15 protein-coding genes are annotated in these 16036 nt (G+C 58.8%); 7 read left to right on the forward strand and 8 right to left on the reverse strand.

Annotation, left to right across the window (positions count from 1 at the left end; genetic code table 11):
* Positions 1-25: 25 nt before the first annotated feature.
* Positions 26-304, reverse strand: coding sequence for a BON domain-containing protein (locus VEH04_09765; protein HYG23057.1), 279 nt, complete (start codon positions 302-304; stop codon positions 26-28).
* Between VEH04_09765 and VEH04_09770 the strand changes: the two genes are divergently transcribed.
* Together VEH04_09770 and VEH04_09775 are read left to right on the forward strand one after the other, a co-directional pair.
* Positions 203-757 carry a response regulator gene (locus tag VEH04_09770; protein ID HYG23058.1) on the forward strand — a complete coding sequence of 185 codons (555 nt, stop codon included), beginning with the start codon at positions 203-205 and terminating at the stop codon, positions 755-757. The two genes, VEH04_09765 and VEH04_09770, sit on opposite strands and share 102 nt — an antisense overlap.
* Before the next feature lie 100 nt (positions 758-857).
* Positions 858-1064, forward strand: a complete 207-nt coding sequence (locus tag VEH04_09775; GenBank protein ID HYG23059.1) for a hypothetical protein — start codon at positions 858-860, stop codon at positions 1062-1064.
* Positions 1065-1104: 40 nt separating this feature from the next.
* Here the strand turns inward: VEH04_09775 and VEH04_09780 are convergent, their stop codons facing one another.
* Positions 1105-1851, reverse strand: a complete 747-nt coding sequence (locus tag VEH04_09780) for a tetratricopeptide repeat protein (protein HYG23060.1) — start codon at positions 1849-1851, stop codon at positions 1105-1107.
* Between the two features lie 460 nt (positions 1852-2311).
* On the opposite strand from VEH04_09780, the gene gluQRS reads away from it, so the two are divergent.
* Complete coding sequence (gluQRS, locus tag VEH04_09785) at positions 2312-3154, forward strand: tRNA glutamyl-Q(34) synthetase GluQRS (protein ID HYG23061.1); 843 nt, start codon at positions 2312-2314, stop codon at positions 3152-3154.
* A gap of 58 nt (positions 3155-3212) precedes the next feature.
* Here the strand turns inward: gluQRS and VEH04_09790 are convergent, their stop codons facing one another.
* The 3 genes from VEH04_09790 to VEH04_09800 form a co-directional block, all read right to left on the reverse strand.
* The gene (locus VEH04_09790) at positions 3213-3821 is read right to left on the reverse strand and encodes a DUF5666 domain-containing protein (GenBank protein ID HYG23062.1); all 609 of its coding nucleotides are present in this window, start codon (positions 3819-3821) and stop codon (positions 3213-3215) included.
* A gap of 159 nt (positions 3822-3980) precedes the next feature.
* The gene (locus tag VEH04_09795; GenBank protein ID HYG23063.1) at positions 3981-5132 is read right to left on the reverse strand and encodes a DNA topoisomerase IB; all 1152 of its coding nucleotides are present in this window, start codon (positions 5130-5132) and stop codon (positions 3981-3983) included.
* The gene (locus VEH04_09800) at positions 5129-6967 is read right to left on the reverse strand and encodes an AI-2E family transporter (protein ID HYG23064.1); all 1839 of its coding nucleotides are present in this window, start codon (positions 6965-6967) and stop codon (positions 5129-5131) included. The genes VEH04_09795 and VEH04_09800 overlap by 4 nt, the downstream gene beginning before the upstream one ends.
* A gap of 145 nt (positions 6968-7112) precedes the next feature.
* Here VEH04_09800 and VEH04_09805 point away from each other — a divergent pair, with 145 nt between their 5' ends.
* A complete protein-coding gene (locus VEH04_09805) occupies positions 7113-8042 on the forward strand; it encodes a DMT family transporter (protein HYG23065.1) in 930 nt (309 codons plus the stop codon).
* Positions 8043-8157: 115 nt separating this feature from the next.
* Here the strand turns inward: VEH04_09805 and trxB are convergent, their stop codons facing one another.
* The gene (gene trxB / locus VEH04_09810; protein HYG23066.1) at positions 8158-9087 is read right to left on the reverse strand and encodes a thioredoxin-disulfide reductase; all 930 of its coding nucleotides are present in this window, start codon (positions 9085-9087) and stop codon (positions 8158-8160) included.
* A 239-nt stretch (positions 9088-9326) separates the two neighbouring features.
* Here trxB and VEH04_09815 point away from each other — a divergent pair, with 239 nt between their 5' ends.
* From VEH04_09815 to VEH04_09825, 3 genes are read left to right on the forward strand one after another with little or no spacing between them, the layout of a single operon-like run.
* The gene (locus tag VEH04_09815; protein ID HYG23067.1) at positions 9327-9743 is read left to right on the forward strand and encodes a DUF1801 domain-containing protein; all 417 of its coding nucleotides are present in this window, start codon (positions 9327-9329) and stop codon (positions 9741-9743) included.
* A gap of 37 nt (positions 9744-9780) precedes the next feature.
* Positions 9781-10422: an ankyrin repeat domain-containing protein gene (locus tag VEH04_09820; GenBank protein ID HYG23068.1), complete on the forward strand. Its 642-nt coding sequence runs from the start codon at positions 9781-9783 to the stop codon at positions 10420-10422.
* Between the two features lie 4 nt (positions 10423-10426).
* On the forward strand, positions 10427-10789 hold the full coding sequence (locus tag VEH04_09825; GenBank protein HYG23069.1) for a VOC family protein: 363 nt from the start codon (positions 10427-10429) through the stop codon (positions 10787-10789).
* Between the two features lie 95 nt (positions 10790-10884).
* Here VEH04_09825 and VEH04_09830 read toward each other — a convergent pair whose 3' ends face one another.
* Positions 10885-11670: a prepilin-type N-terminal cleavage/methylation domain-containing protein gene (locus VEH04_09830; protein ID HYG23070.1), complete on the reverse strand. Its 786-nt coding sequence runs from the start codon at positions 11668-11670 to the stop codon at positions 10885-10887.
* A gap of 119 nt (positions 11671-11789) precedes the next feature.
* Entirely contained in the window at positions 11790-15953 is a 4164-nt protein-coding gene (locus tag VEH04_09835) for an autotransporter-associated beta strand repeat-containing protein (protein ID HYG23071.1), read from the reverse strand.
* Positions 15954-16036: the final 83 nt, after the last annotated feature.

The following is a 16036-nucleotide window of genomic DNA, read 5'->3' on the forward strand; positions in this document are numbered from 1 at the left end:
GCGCCAGCGTTCCGGAGGTGGACGACTATCTGGCGGCCACGGGCACTGCAATGGTCATGTCGTTGACCACGCTGATGACACCGTTGATGTCATTCGCCAGCTTGGTCACGAGGCTTTTCTCGGCGGCGTTCTTTGCGATACCGGTCACAGTGACCACCCCGTCAACCGTTACGACCTTCGTTTTCAAAGCGCTGGTCGAGCGGTGCGACAGGAGCGACGATTTCACCTGGGCAGTGATCGAGGCGTCGTCGATCTTCTCCTCCAAGGAGGCCGGCTTTTCCGCCGCGGTTTTCGCGACAGTCATTTCATTCTTAACTTCCTTAACGCCTTCGACATCCCTGGCGTATTCGGCGGTCAATTCCTTCTGAACACCAAATTATTAACAGCCGCAGGCCACGATGTGAACTCCGCCGAAGACGGCTCCATCGCCTGGTCGGCGCTCAGCACGAGCCACTACGATCTCGTTGTGACCGACAATGCCATGCCTTGCGTTTCCGGATTGGAGTTGTTGGAAATGATGCATGCAGCGGGCCTGAGCATTCCGGTCATCATGGCAACGGGGTCGCTTCCGGTCGACGCGTTTGCACGGAAACCGTGGTTACAGCCCGCAGCCACCTTGATCAAACCTTACCTCGGTCCAGACCTGCTGACGAAGGTTCAACACATTCTCAGCAGTCAGCAGCATGGCGAAAGAAACGTTGCAACCCCCATTGAAGTCCCCGCTGAGGATTCGGCCAGCACGCAAGGCTCGTCCTAGACGCCAACCTGCGTCAGTTGGAGCACAGGGGAAGACAAGAATAGCATCAAGAGGCGCCCCGAATCTCAGCACCTGGTTAATCCTAACCTGAAAGATAAACATGTTTTCGAAGCGCGTCAGCGACTTCATGATGGACGCGCAGAGCTGGGCGATTGGGCAGCTGTCGATCAGGACCGGTCATCGCCTGTCAGGTGCGGAAGTATTGGTTGCAACGAAGAACGTGGACCGCATCATTCATGAGGAATCGGTCGTATTCGGCGAATTGACCTCCCAGCAACCCGCCGCCCTCAGCGCGGTTTCACAATAGCGTTCCCTGTTGATTTGGCGCTTCTACGGAGTGCGCACACTCACGCGCGAGACACCAAGCGCTTGGCGCGGCGGAACCAGATTCGATCGCGTTTGCGCTGGAATGCCGGACCGTGTGCGTCGTCGTTGAGAACATCGAGCAACTCCGCGCGCGCAAGATCCTTCTGCCCCTTGTCCAGATAGAGTTCCGCCAATTGAACCTTCGCTCGCGGATACGAATTATTCGCGGTCACCCGCTGCCAGACTCCAATGGAGGCATCAATTTCGCCAACCGCCATTAACGTTTCCGCCAGGGCCATCATCGTGTACCCGTATTCGTGCCTCGGATTCTGTGCGATCGCGCCTTCGATCAGGGGCCGCGCCTCCCCCGGACGATTCAACCGCAGCAGGCACTGGCCGAGGTGCGCCCGAATGTCGGGATCCTCAGGATCGCGCTCGAGAGCCGCGCGATAACTGGCTTCGGCCTGGTCGAGCTTGCCCTGCTGGAAATAGAGGTCGCCCAACTGAAAATGATGGTGGGCATTGTCGAGATGATGGATCTGCGCCTGGAGCTCCTTGATGCGCCTCCGATCATAAGCGCCGGGCAGTTCGAAGCCGCGCGTCGACGACGGGGCGCCGCGGTACATGTAAAAGAAGTACCAAATGGTGGTGAGGCCAGGCAGAAAAAACATCAGGGCGAGCCACATCCATTCCTGCTTTCGGACGGCATCGATCATCATCCAAATGTGGAACCCGCCGAAGATCAGCACGGGAACACTGGCAAACCACGAATGCTCGCCTTCGTACACGCGGCAAGGCTAGAGGATTTGACGATTCCGACGCAATGCCTTGATTCGCAAAAGCCGTCTCATCGGGCCGGTGCGAACGCGATTCAGATCGGCGACATCAGGCAGTGAAGTCTGACGCCCCGAACGTGCACTTCGCGCCGCTCATCAATTAAGCCGGGTGAACCCTGCCACGACCCGGCTCCTGGGTCACAAATCCATTGTTCATCCGTGGTTAGATTTGAATTATAACGGAAGTGCCCTCTGTCCGTGTGATGAGTGTGATTCGTCGTTAAGAATTCCCTCCGCCCGCCTTGCCTTCAATTCGCGCAAATTTGCGGAATTCGCGTAGACCCGTTTTCCCCTTCCCTTTTGGTTGCGGCTCTGCCGCGCTGGTAATCCGTGGTGATGCTGTCCTCGACCTGCCGAGTGAATTACGCCTGCAGTCTTGCCGCGCCAATCGCGATTCGGGATTCTCAGGAACTTGAACGCGAGTGCGAACTCTTACCGCGGCAGAATAGCGCCGTCGCCGACAGGCTTTCTCCACCTCGGCCACGCACGCACGTTCTGGACTGCGCAAGCACGGGCACAGGCTCACGGCGGAACCTTGATTCTGCGCAACGACGATCTCGATCGCGCCCGGTGCAAACCGGAATTCGTCTCGGCCATGTTCGAGGATCTTCGTTGGTTTGGATTTAAGTGGCAGGAAGGACCTGACATCGGCGGTCCGTTCGCGCCCTATTCCCAGTCCGAACGAACAAGCCGGTACCGATCCTGTCTCGAACAACTCAAGGCGCAGGGTTCGATTTACCCCTGCGCCTGTTCGCGCAAGGATATCGCAGCGGCTGTCTGCGCACCGCACGCGGCCGACGATGAACTCATTTATCCAGGCACCTGCCGCAGCCGTATTGGGGCTTCCAAAAACGACGCGTGTTCATGGCGGCTTCGCGTTCCTGATGGCCAGCAGGTTTCGTTCACGGATGTTCAATGCGGACGGCAAACGTTTGAAGCAGGAAAGGATTTCGGAGATTTCGTTGTATGGCGCCCCGATGATATCCCGGGCTATCAACTCGCCTGCGTGGTCGATGATTCCGCGATGCAGATCAGCGAAGTCGTTCGCGGGCGGGATCTGCTCTTGAGCACCGCGCGGCAGATATTGATTTACCAGGCCCTGACTTTGCCGGTTCCTAACTTTTTGCACTGCGAGCTTATGACGGACGAATCGGGTGTTCGACTGGCAAAGCGTCACGACGCGTTGAGCCTTCGACAATTGCGGCTTTCCGGTGCCAGCCGCGACGAGCTTATGGCCGGGTGGAACACCGCCTGAAAAACAAAAGCGCCCTCGCGCCGATTGGCGAGAGGGCGCGCAGTTTGATCGAAACCGATTATCGATTTCGGTTTTTGTTTTGGTTCTGTCCCCGCCCCACTTCCAGAGTCAATACTTCGAGCCGTCCCTCCGCGGATTCTTTGTATGTGCCTGACACGTACTGATCCTTCTTGATGTCTGAAAACGTCATTGGATCCCCGATGGCTCGGGTTATCCGCGTGGTGGGAAGGATGTGGTAAGTGCGCTGGCCGATCCTGAGTGTCTGGTTGGCCGCACCCACGCGGTCCACCTCACCGTTGAATGTAGCGCCCGATTCACTTGAAGAGCGTTCGCTGGTGCCGCCCACGGCAGCGCTCGCCTTGGTGATGTCGAGATTCAGCACCTCGCGCTTGCCTTCAGCGGAGCGTTTGTATCGGCCATCGACCTGTTGTCCCACGGCAAGATCCCCGACCGCGGCGACTTGATCTCCTTTCGTGACGCGCGTGGTTGGCAGCAACTGGTAAGTCTCGCCGCCGACGACAACCGTTTGCGCGTCCTTGTTGACAGAGGTCACCTTTCCGTCAAAGGACGCACCCTGCCGCGAGGATTCGTCCGCCGCGGACATTGGAAGCGTTGCCAGCCCGAGAGCGAGCAAGCCCATCAAAGAGAGTTTGGAATTGAGTTTCATAAGTAATGTCTTCTTCCTGTGATTCCCGGGTGGTTCATGGGTAACAGTAACACGCAGGACCGTTCGGGCAACGGGCGTCGCCCCTCGGTATTCTACCCAGTTCCGGACGTCGCATTGAGGTGTCCCTCCGTTTCGCTGCGCGCGGTCCGGCTGCAGTGTTTACTTGCGCCGGCTCACTTTGTCCCTGCGTCGCTGCTTCTTCTCTTGCGCAAGCGAATTCGAAAGCTTCTCCTCGAGAGACAGCCGCTGCTGCAACAGCGCGAGCACCGCCGTTTCTTCACCGCGCAATTTCACAAGCTCCTCTTTCACTTCCTTCTCTGCGCGCATCTTCAACGTCTCGGCCAGTGTGCCTTCGAGATAGGCATCGAGCACGTGCGGGTGAATGTAACATTTGCGGCACACGGCAGGCGTGTTGCCAAGCCGGCGTGAGACGGCTTCAATCGCAGCCACCACGTTTTTCTTCGCCTGCGCTTTGCTGTCGAATTTTGAAAACTCGCGAAGCGCCATGGCTGCGAGAACAGTTCCGGCCCAGGTGCGAAAATCCTTCGCCGTGAAATCCCGGCCCGTGGCTTCGCGCAAGTAGCCGTTCACGTCATCTGATCGCACATCGCGCCGGACCCCGTCATCGTCGAGAAACTGAAATAGTTCCTGGCCAGGCAGGTCCTGGCAGCGTTTCACCACCTTCGCAAGGCCGTGATCATGGATATCAACGTCGTGCGTCTTCCCTGACTTGCCGCGGAAATGAAATCTCACCCGGGCACCATTCACGTCCACATGGCGGTCGCGCATGGTCGTGAGTCCGAACGAATCGTTGCTTCTGGCGTACTCGTCATTGCCCACGCGAATCAGGCTCACTTCCAGCAGTCGAACGACCGCCGCCAGCACCTTCCGGCGTGGCAGACCGGGAAGTGCAAGGTCCTTTGCGATCCGACGACGCAGGGCGGGCAGCGCCTTTGCAAACAGGATCATGCGTGCGTATTTCGTTTCGTCGCGAATCTCCCGCCAGCGCGGATGGTAACGGAACTGTTTTCGCCTGCGTTGATCGCGGCCCGTGGCTTGCAGGTGTCCGTTGGGATCAGGACAAATCCAAACATCCGTCCAGGCTGGAGGAATCACGAGGGAACGAATGCGGCGGAGGATGGATTCGTCGCGAATGAGCGCCCCGCGCGGATCCCGATAGCGGAACGACTTTCCCGAACGCTCGCGAATGATGCCGCGATGGTTGTCGCTGACATACTTCAACCCGACAGCCTCTGCGGAATTCGCGGGATCGGTCAACTGCTCCACCACCTCGGCAACGGCTTCGATCATGAGCTGAAGGCGGCTTGTTCAGGCTGCTCACGCGTGCAGGGCGCGAGGGCAATGATCGAGGCGAGGGCCTGGTGCATGGACGTCACAATCTCGTCGGCAGGAATCGCGGGCTGCCGTTTGCGAACGACGTTGGGATCGCCTCCGTTCAGCAGCGCAACGATCACCTTTGCGTGGGGCATCTGTTGTCGCAAGCGGCGCGCAGCGTAGCGGGCGTGGAGATAACCGAGCGGCGGAATTGCGATGACACAGGCAATCGGCACCTGCGCATTCGCGACGGTCTCCAGGCGTTCCGAAAGCAAACCTGCTGGCGCCGCCTTCGCGCTAATGCCCCTGCGGGTGAGGAGTTGCGCGAGCATGATGGCGCTCACCTCATCCATCTCATCCCGGGCGGGAACCGCAATCACCGTCGGATCCCCGTCGGCCGCGGCAGCTTGCAGATTCCGTCTCGCCAGCGTCCGTGCCGCGTCCTCTTCCGGCACAAGCTCATCGAATCGCTCGCACAGGTCTTCGACAATGATTCGCGCATGGTCGACGATAAATTGCTCGTGCTCCTTGTCGAGGCGGCCGCGATGACGATCCGTCTCGGCGAGGGCCAGCGCTGGGACAATGACGACATCATAGAGCTTCTCTAGAGACTTCTTCTCCTTCAGAAATTCGAGCGCGATGTCCGTGGCTTCTTCAACGTCCATTGCGAGCAATCGCTGATAAAAACGCTTCTCCGGCGTGAGCACGGGTTGATCGCCGAGAATGATGCTGAGGAATTCGAGTGAGGGAACGTAGCGGCCGATGACCACGAGGCACACCGTCAGCGGAGTGGAGAGCAACAATCCGATCGGCCCCCAAAGCCAGGTCCAGAAAATCGCTGCAACAAGAATCGCCATGGGCGAAATGCCGGTGGAACCGCCATACACCAGGGGCTCGAGAAAGTTGATAACGAGCAGGTCGATGCCGAAATAAAGGGCGAAGATCCCGATGGGCTCGAGCCATCCGGGATTTGTCGCCAGGGACACCAGCGCAGGCATGATCGCGGCCACCCAGATTCCGAGATACGGAATATAGCGAAGCAGCACAGCCAGGCCGCCCCACATGATGGGATTGGGAACACCCATCAACATCAGGCCGAGCGCCGCGATGACGCCAAACAGAACATTGAGCGCGAGCTGGGCTAAAAGGTATCGACTCAAGCGGTGGGCCGCGTCGTCGAGCGCTTTCGTCGTGAGGTGAATTCTTCCCGACCCCAGCAGGCGGATGAAGCGATCGCGCAGATCCTCCCTTTGAAAAAGCATGAAGATGACGAAGACGACGACGATGCCTGCGGTGAACCCTACGCTGATAAGGGAGCCCACGATGCCGCGCACTGCCTGCAACGGCGAGAAGCCGTTGCCGCGAATTTCGACCGGCACCGGTTTGACTTCGCCTGGAGTTTCCTTCGCCGGAACATGTGGCGTCAGGTCTTCGCTGAAGTCGTGAATCGCCCGGGTGAGGCGATTGATGGTGCCGCTGCTTGAATCGCGAACGGAGTGCAGCTTGGCGCGAATGTTATCCTGATATTCGGGCATTCGGCGCGCGAGATCTCCGAATTGAACAACCATGACTCCCCCGATCACGGCGATCACAACGAAGGCGAACGACACGACCAGAACGACACTGGGCACGCGGGGGATATTCCAATGCCGCAGCCGGATGACCAGCGGGGCGAGCAGGAAGGCCAGGAGAATGGCGAGCGCGAAGGGAATGAACACCACGCGCGCGAAGTAGAGTCCGGCGAGCACGACCACGAGCGTCAGCAGGGTTGTGCTTCGGGAACCGTCGTTGGGCCTCTGGTCGATTGCCACAGTATTCGCTGTTGAGCAGCTACCACGCAGAGTAGCGCAGGTACGGCGAGGATTCACGTAGACGAAGACCCCAAGGGCATTGAGGAATTACCCGGGCACTGGCGATGCAATTCCGTTTTCGCCTTGGAACCTGTCCTTTGACACAATGCGCCGCGTGTTCGCCGCGTTTCTCACAACGATACTGATCTCGATTTCCGCGATTTGCGGACATCGGTCGGCAAGGCTCATCGGCGGAACCGAAGCGAACTTCTGGCGTGTCACGTTTGCGACGGGATTTCTCGCATTGTGGGCATTCACTTTCGGGCAGGGCCTGGCCGGCGCTGGATTGCCACTGTTCCTGATCAGCGGATTGCTGGGAATCGGACTGGGAGATGTGACCTACTTTCAGGCGCTGCCCCGATTGGGTCCACGGCTGACGCTGCTGCTCGTGCAATGTTTGACTGCGCCATTTGCCGCGCTCATTGAATGGCTTTGGCTGGGTACCACACTCTCGCTGGCGCAAATGCTTGCGGGCGGAGTCACGCTGGCGGGGGTGGCGCTTGCGCTTGCGCCGAAGGAGCACATTCACCTGAGCGCGCGCGATCGCGCCATTGGACTCGCGGCGGGCGTGGTGGCGGCGCTTGGAGGCGCGGCCGGGGCGGTGTTCAGCCGCAAAGCGTATGCCGTTCTGGCCGCGGCAAACGAAACCGTAGATCCCGCCACTGCGGGATTTCAACGGGTGCTGGCAGGTTGCATCGTTTCTGGCGTGGCTCTGCTGATTGTGAAACGCAACATGATACGGCGAGAGGTTGCTGAAGATGCTGCAGCCCCGAACGCAACACGCGAGAAATGGCGCCGCGTCTGGTTTTGGATCGTGTTGAACAGCCTTGCGGGTCAAACGCTGGCGGTGAGCTGCATGCAATGGGCATTTGAAACAACCCCGACCGGCATCGTCCTGCCCATCGTGGCGCTTTCACCGATCGTCGTGATCCCGATGTCTTACATGATCGATGGAGAACGACCTTCCGTCCGGTCACTCATTGGCGGTTTGATCGGCGTGGCGGGAGTGATCGCTCTTACGATGACCCGTCATTGAAGGAGGCGCACAGGACTTTTTCCATTCCCCAAAAACAAGACTACCGATGCACAAACGCGACCGCAGGGCGAAATTGAAGCGGTAAGCCAACTGCAAGCCGGCGCTCCGGCGCGATCTACTGGTTCATGGCTTCCAGGTAACGCTCGGCCTCAATCGCGGCGGCACATCCCATCCCGGCAGCGGTGACCGCTTGCCGATAAATCCGATCCGCACAATCTCCCGCCACAAAAACTCCCGGAATGTTCGTCGCCGCACCCTTGACCGGCACGATGTATCCTGCGTCATCCAACGTGATGATTCCTTTGAAGACATCCGTATTCGGAATGTGTCCAATCGCAACAAACACTCCCGCGCAATCAATCACGGTTTCAGCTTCGGTCTTGAGGTTTCGGATGCGAACGCCTGTGACCTTATCCTGCTTCACGTCGAGCACTTCCGTGACGACAGAATCCCAGACAGGCTTGATCTTGGGGTTTGCGAGCGCGCGCGCCGCCATGATTCGGGAGGCGCGGAGTGAATCGCGGCGGTGGATGAGATAGACGACGGATCCGAAACGCGTGAGATACAACGCTTCTTCACATGCTGAGTCGCCGCCGCCGACGACCACGAGCGGCTGGTTGCGGAACATGGGGAGCGCGCCATCGCAAGTTGCGCAATACGTCACGCCCTTGTTCTCCAGCTTGTGCTCACTTTCCAGGCCGAGATGCCGGTGCCCTGCGCCCGTTGCGATAATGACGGTTTGCGATTGCACGGTTTCGCCATCAATCGTCAGCAGAAACGGGCGCTGGGAAAAATCGACGTTTTCGAGCGTTCCGAACTGCACGCGTGCGCCGAAGCGTTCGGCCTGTTTCTGCATCCGTGTCATCAGCTCGTAACCATCCACGCCCTCGGGAAACCCGGGAAAGTTCTCAACAATGCTGGTGGTCGTGAGCAGTCCGCCCGGCTGGCGGCCCGTAAGGACGAGGGGTTTCAGGTTGGCGCGGGCGGTATACAACGCGGCAGTAAGGCCGGCGCACCCCGTGCCGATGATAACGACTTTTTCCATATCGCGGCGCAAGTTAGGTGCAAGGCCATGGGATGGCAAGTTTGGCATTCCTTCTCCGCCGGCGAGGTGTGCTCGAAAGCAGGTGAGAATCACGCGGAATTCGGACTTGAAACTTCGTTCTCACGATCCAGTCTGTGACGCAGGCGAAGGACGAGCTGTGACACGGCCGAATCGTCGCTGCCCGCGAAAGCAGGAAGCCGCTGAGCCGAGGCATGAGCCGCTGGATTCACCCATGCTCTATGATTGAAAACAAAACGAAACCCACAGATGCGAACGTTGAGGACTACATCACGTCCAGAGCCAGCGGCGAGCAGACCGCCGACTGCCACGATTTGATGGTTTTGCTTGAGAAGGCCACCGGCCACACACCGAAGATGTGGGGATCGAGCATCGTCGGCTACGGCTCCTACCGATACACGTATGAGAGCGGGCGTACTGGAGAGGCTCCCCTGGTGGGCTTTGCCATTCGCGGCCGGGAGCTGGTGGTGTACGTCATCGCGGAGGGGAAGGAGCAGCGATCCTTGCTGTCCAGGCTGGGCAAGCACAAGATGGGCAAGGCCTGCTTGTACTTCAAGCGGATGGCTGACCTTGATAAAACGGTGCTTGAGAAGCTTGTTGTCAACTCGATCGCCGAGCTTAAGAAACGCTACGCCTGAGCAGCGGCGTCAAATAAATCCTTGCAGCATTTTCTTCATGCAAACGAACAATCGCGGGAACCTGGCCGCGCGAATCAGGGAGGGACGCACGGACTTGGTCTTCGAATACGTCGCTGCGGGCCACGCGCCAGCTGTCGCAGAAAGCGGTGTGTCTCTGATCAGGTGGTGCGCTCATCACGGCGACGTCAGCGCCATCCGATTTTTGATCGGGCATGGAGAGTCGCTCGAGTCATTGGGCGCCAATTTCGACCTGAACGGGGCGGTATTTCACGGGCATTTGCCCTTGTGCCAATTCCTGGTTGAGGAAGGTGCCGATATTAACAGACCCCTGGAAGACACTGGCGAATCACCACTTCATTCAGCCCTCTGCACGATGAATCGAACGGCACACGATCCTGTGGTTAAGTTTCTGCTCACCCAAGGCGCGAATCCAAATTGCGTAACGAAACGATCCGTGCCGACGGAATCCTTCATGCGGGACATAAGAACCAGGGCGGAATCGCCCCTTCATCGCGCTGCCGCTTTCGGCTCGGAGGAAACCATTCAGATGCTCCTTGAAGCCGGAGCCCGGACGGACGTCAAAGACATGAACGGAGATTCGCCGCTTACATGGGCCAGCTGGCATCTGCGTCCAAGGTCGATTTTGAAGTTGCTGTGTTATGCGGACTTTTCCGCTTGATCCCATGTCACACGATATCGCGATCCCCATCCTTCCCAGCCGGTGTTTGGCGGACACGCTGGTTTTCTATCGACGACTCGGATTCGAGGGCGAGATTCATCCCTTCGGAGATTACGCAATCTTGACGCGGGGAACAGTGGAACTGCATTTCTTCACGCATCGCGACCTTGATCCGACTGAGTCCTCGTCGATGTGCTACATCAGGGTTTCAGAAGTGGAGGGCATCTACCGTGCGTTCGCGCTGGAGCAGTTGCCGGCGAAAGGCATTCCACGCATCGATAGCCTCGCCGACAAACCCTGGAGGATGAGGGAGTTTGCCATCGTGGATCCAGACGGCAATCTGTTGCGCATCGGACAGGCGCTCTGAGGGAGACAGATTCTTGTGAGCGGTGCCTCGAAGCATCATCCGTATGCGAGTGAAAGTCTTTTGCGGGCGCTCGCGTGCGCGGGATTCACGCTGGTTTACTTCAAGGAGCTCAAGCGATTCAGGAGCGCGGCTTCGAAATCGGTGGCATCCTGTGCCCAGTACGTCTGCATATTGGGGAACACGCCGTCGCGCCTTGAGAATCGATACCATGCATCAAAATTGCGCCAGTTGGCTGAGCCATCTGCGTACGCCTGGTTTCCGCCTGCGGGACCGCCGCCCTTCTTGTGGGGCGGAATGCCACCATAAACGTTCATGTTCCGCTCATTGCCCCTGCTGGGGACCTCAGCCCACTGCGCCCCGGCCTTGATCAAGGCATCGGCGGCCAGGACCCAATAGGGCTTCGCCTGCGACAGCTTGATGGGACTGTAGGATCGAAAATTGCCAAGGCTCGTCTGCCATTCTGTGAGCCCGCCGAGATATGTATAGCCAATCACCCATTGAATGCCGCCAACCCCATCCGGCTCACGCAGCGGCAGGCCGGGAGCATTCTTTCCACGATTCGGGCAGCACCAAATGCTGGCGGAATTGGAACTCACAACCAGTCCGACCGCCTTCGCACTCTCCGCACTGGGTTCCGTCAGCGTGTTCAAAACATTCGCGCGCACTGGAAGGACGAGGTCGCGATTGTCGCCCGCGTAGATGGCGACACCGATTCCAATCTGCCGGAGGTTGTTTACATCTTGGATCCGCCGGGCTTTTTCCTTCGCGCTGGCAAGGGCCGGGAGGAGCATGGCGGCGAGGATGGCAATGATTGCGATGACCACCAGTAATTCAATCAACGTGAAACCGCGTGTCCTGGTTCTGAGGTGCTCTAGCGACATAATCAATTTTTTCTTCTCATCGGCTGAATCAAATCTGACCCGCCACAGGTTTGTTTTCTTAACTTACGGGAAGTGCGGCGGGACACAATCTCATGCCCCGCCGCACTTTGCTAACAGGATTACGGACGTATCATCCGGAAGAACACGTTCGTGATCGCCGGATTGATCGGGATATTGACGTTGGTGAGACTGGACGATCCAGGGTAAGTGAACCACTGGCTCGATGCATTCAACGCGACACTGTTTGTCTGCAAGGTCCAGCCGAGGTTCGTCGGCCATGCGAGGCTGAGGGTGTTCCCGGAGCGGGCGAACTGAACCTGCGGAGGATTCGGATTCACTGAAGGTCCAGCCGTCAACACGGTGATGGATCCATCCACGTCCAGGTCGTTCTTCCAAGTCGCACCCGCGCCTGTGACTGTCAAAGCCTGTCCACCGGATACTGGCTGGCTGAACAGGGTGAATTTATCGCCGACGACCAGCGAGGGTCCGACGTTCGCCACAGTGAGCGTTCCGGTGCCGAGCTTCGAGAGATTGCCAGCCACGACGACCATATCGCTTGTCTGCGCTGCAGACCTGTTAACATCGACCGCGACATTGCCGCCGAGCGACAGGTCGCTGTTGATCGTGAAGGTTCCAATCGCACCAGCGGAAGGTCCTGGCACCAGCGTTGACCCGGCTTCCAGGATGACAGGGCCCGAGACGGTGCCTGTGCCACCCAATCCGCCATACACGGTTGTGAAGGAAGGAAACTCTTCCCCGTTAACAAGCAGCGTACCGTTGCTCACCGTGAGTGAGCCGAAGTAAATGTTGGTTGCGGTCAGCGTCAATGTGCCCGCCCCCATTTTCACCAAGGCACCGTTGCCGCTGATCACACCGCCAAAGGTGATGTTATCCGCACGGTTGAAGATCAGGATCCCCTCATCGGTCACAGGGCCTGTTCCGATGGCGCCGCTCGTGCCGCCGTTGCCGACCTGGATCGAACCTGCGGTGATCACGGTGCCGCCTGGATAATCGTTGTTGGCAGTCAATGTCAGAGTGCCGGGTCCGCGTTGCTCAACGATGCCGCGGTTGCCGAACGGAAGATTCGTCGAGTAAGTGATCAGTCCCGGGAAGGTGACGTCGTCGGGATGATTGAACACGAGCCGCCGAGGATTCTCATTCGGTGTCGGGCTGTTGGTAAACACCACGTTGCCCGCGATGGTACCCGCGCCGCTCGTTGCAGCATCGCCAAGAATCAGGATGTTGTTGGCAATGAACGTGCCGCCGGAATAAGTGTTCGTGCCGGTTAATGTCACGTCGCCGTTGTTGACATTGTTCGCGTCGACGACCAGCTGGCCAGTGCCGACAATCGGACCGCGGTAAATGAAGACACCGTTATCCTGACGAACCAGTTTGAGCGTGCCATTGTTTGTGACAACAGAACTTGCGAGTTCACCCTGATTACCCTGCGAGGGCTGGAACGTAGCGCCGGGTTCAATGAGCGTCCAACCGGTATAGGTATTGGCTCCGATCGCCTGGAAGAGGCCACCATCTCCGCGGACAATCACGTTGCCCGTGCCGCTAATCACACCACCACCCGTCAGAGTAAAGGTGCCCGTGCTGTTGACGATGAATGTGCCGTCATTGACCACGCCGCTGGTACCCGAGAGCTTGCCGGATGTTCCGCCGTTGCCGACCTGCAGAGTGCCGCCGGTGATTGTCGTGCCACCGGAGTAGGTGTTGTCGCCTGGGAGGATAACGGTGCCGGCGCCATTGACTGTGACAGAACCGCTGCCACTGATCGTGCCATCATTCGTCAGAACCCCGGAGCGGTTGAATATCAGCGCACCGTTGTTGACCGTGTTGCCGGTTCCCAGCGAACCGCTGGCACCGCCCGCACCCACCTGGAGGGTTCCGGCCGCCACCATGGTGCCACCTGAGAATGTGTTGCTGCCCGTAAGAACCCACTTGCCAGCGCCGTTTTTCGCCAGAGAAGTAGGACCGCCACTGTCTGCGACTGCAGCCGCCAGAGTGTTGTCCTCGGTGTTGCTTCCCGTGAGGGTCAGGACCCGGGGGCCTGCGCCGCTCAACGACACTGCGCCGCCGTTATTCAGGTTCAACGCTCCCGTTCCGGAGGCTTCGATGGTTCCATTGCCAGTCCCGAGGGTGAAGAGACGGTTCACGCTCACGGCCTCGCCTGTGTATTGCAATCGTCCCCCATTGAGGACAAGATTTGCGGCGCTGCTGGCTGAAGCTCCGATATCACTCGCGACTCCGCCGTTTGCCAATGTGCCGACGCTCAGGATGCCGCCAATGATTGTTGACGGGCCGCTGTATGTGTTGGCTCCGCCCGAGACTGTCAGCGTTCCTGTATTGGCCTTGGTCAAACCACCGGTGCCGCCAATGTTATTTGCTCCGCTTGACGCGATGCTGTAGGGGTCCGTTGCATTGTTGACGGTCACGCCTGCAGGAGCGACAGGGGAACTCACGATTACCGAAGTCGGGCCGCTTGCGGTGTCATCGAACAATGCGCCGCCGCCATTTGCGAAAGCGGATGGATTGCCATTGAACAGCCAGTTGACGGTGCCGATATCCCAGTTTGCATCGGCCGCACCAGTCCAAACGTAGGACAGGGCAGTGACGTTGAGTCGAAGCGTGTTGCCGACAACCTGAAGATTGCCAACCGCTCCAATGACAATGCCGAGATTGAACGTGGGCGACCCACTGGTCCAGGAGACGAGCGGATAGCTCTGGCCGACGGTAAACGATCCGCTATTAACGTTCACGGTGATCGGACCGCCGCTGGACAGCGTTCCCGCCGCGATCACGGGAGTGGCTGTGCTGTTGACGTTATTGAATTCGAGCGTTGCAGCCGAGCTGGTGCCGACGGTCAGGGTGGAAGGGGCAACCTGGGTTCCTGTCGCCGTGACGCCGAGAGCGGCACCGTTGGCGACTGCAATGTTGCCCGCGCCTGTCTTTGCGCCTGCGAACACCAACTTGCCCGCAGCAACGGTGGTCAAGCCGCTGTATGAACTGGAGCCGCCGAGCGTGAGCGTGCCCGAGCCGAGCTTGGTGAGCGTGCCGCCGGTGCTGACCAGGTTGTTGGTCAGGAGAACACTCTGCCCTGCGGTGTCGAAGCTATACAACTGGCCTGCTGCCGTACTGAAGCGCGGCGAGTAGTCGAATGTGTTGTTTGCACTGAATTGCAAGGTGCCACCCGTGAAGGAGATCGTGCCGCCGTTGCCCAGGGGCCCCGTGGCCGCATCGCCCTCGGCGCCGTTCACAATCAAGCTGCCGCCGCTGAGGATCGTGTTGCCGGTGTAGCTGCTCGCACCTGAAAGAGACAGAGTGCCATTCGCAACCTCGAGAATGCCGCTCCCGGAAATGGGGCCGGTGAGGATCTGCGTGAGGCCTGGAGCATCGTACTTGAACCGGGTTCCGTTGTTTTCAATCCCCTGTGTTCCGGTGTTGCCGTTGCCGAGCGGACTCAAGACCGTGTTGTTCTGCAGAACCAACGTGCCTGCATTGATGACGATCGGAGAGGTGATGGTGCCGTTGCCTTTGGCAGCATTAATCGAGGGCCCGTTCCAATACATCGTGCCGGTGCCGTCCTTCCGAATCGACGTCGAAGGGCTGTTGGCAACAATCAGGTTGTTTGTGATCCACCAATCTCCGGTGCCGTCGAAGGACAAAACGTGATTAATTCCTCCGCCGGACTGAACTCGGACGTTGGGATAAATGATGTTGGGAGCCGCGGAATTATTCACGAAGCTGTGAAGCGTGTCCGCGTCGCCCGGCCGCCAAATCAGGTTCAGCACACGCGTACTGGTATCGCCCAGGCTGAACGAGGCCGTGGGGCTTTCGTTGATAAGGTTAAGAATTGCGAGATTAACCGAAGCGCCAACGGGAGAGCTGATGTTGACCGATCCGGTTTGGTTTGGCGTAAGGTGAAGACTGACGCCGGATTGTCCGAATCCGCTGGCCAGCCCGCCGTTGTAGGTCAATGACAGATTACCCGGAACGACGCCGTCAAACTGGCCAATATCTCCAGGCAAGGCGGTGCTCGGCAGCGTCCCGCCCCAGTTGGTCGCGGCTCCTAAGTCCGTTCCCGTGCCGTTTCCGCCGGTCCACGTGACAGTCGCCTGGCCAAAGGAATTCAATGATGCCAGTGCCGTGCATACCGCGACAATTCGCGCAAGGTTCTTGCAAGTGCTTTGGATCTGCGGCAGGGAACCCCACGCGGGAGCTGCCCAGCCGGGCATCCGGTTTATCGCCGGTTCGATCTTACAGGAGGGAGTTTTCATTTGGGTTGCGGATCTATTGGGATTAATGGTGTCTCGTGAAAGACATGGGTTTGGTTGTGGGCGGTTCGGTGACGAATTCTGCA

The organism is Verrucomicrobiia bacterium, from assembly GCA_035629175.1.
Lineage (GTDB): Bacteria > Verrucomicrobiota > Verrucomicrobiia > Limisphaerales > DASXHY01 > DASXHY01.

Excerpts from the sequence above, each read along its gene's own strand:
- VEH04_09790 (HYG23062.1), bottom strand. The coding sequence starts at position 3,821 with ATGAAACTCAATTCCAAACTCTCTTTGATGGGCTTGCTCGCTCTCGGG.
- VEH04_09765 (HYG23057.1), bottom strand. The coding sequence starts at position 304 with ATGACTGTCGCGAAAACCGCGGCGGAAAAGCCGGCCTCCTTGGAGGAG.
- VEH04_09805 (HYG23065.1), top strand. The coding sequence starts at position 7,113 with ATGCGCCGCGTGTTCGCCGCGTTTCTCACAACGATACTGATCTCGATT.
- VEH04_09835 (HYG23071.1), bottom strand. The coding sequence starts at position 15,953 with ATGAAAACTCCCTCCTGTAAGATCGAACCGGCGATAAACCGGATGCCC.
- VEH04_09825 (HYG23069.1), top strand. The coding sequence starts at position 10,427 with ATGTCACACGATATCGCGATCCCCATCCTTCCCAGCCGGTGTTTGGCG.
- trxB (HYG23066.1), bottom strand. The coding sequence starts at position 9,087 with ATGGAAAAAGTCGTTATCATCGGCACGGGGTGCGCCGGCCTTACTGCC.
- VEH04_09815 (HYG23067.1), top strand. The coding sequence starts at position 9,327 with ATGATTGAAAACAAAACGAAACCCACAGATGCGAACGTTGAGGACTAC.
- VEH04_09830 (HYG23070.1), bottom strand. The coding sequence starts at position 11,670 with ATGTCGCTAGAGCACCTCAGAACCAGGACACGCGGTTTCACGTTGATT.
- VEH04_09775 (HYG23059.1), top strand. The coding sequence starts at position 858 with ATGTTTTCGAAGCGCGTCAGCGACTTCATGATGGACGCGCAGAGCTGG.
- VEH04_09820 (HYG23068.1), top strand. The coding sequence starts at position 9,781 with ATGCAAACGAACAATCGCGGGAACCTGGCCGCGCGAATCAGGGAGGGA.
- VEH04_09795 (HYG23063.1), bottom strand. The coding sequence starts at position 5,132 with ATGATCGAAGCCGTTGCCGAGGTGGTGGAGCAGTTGACCGATCCCGCG.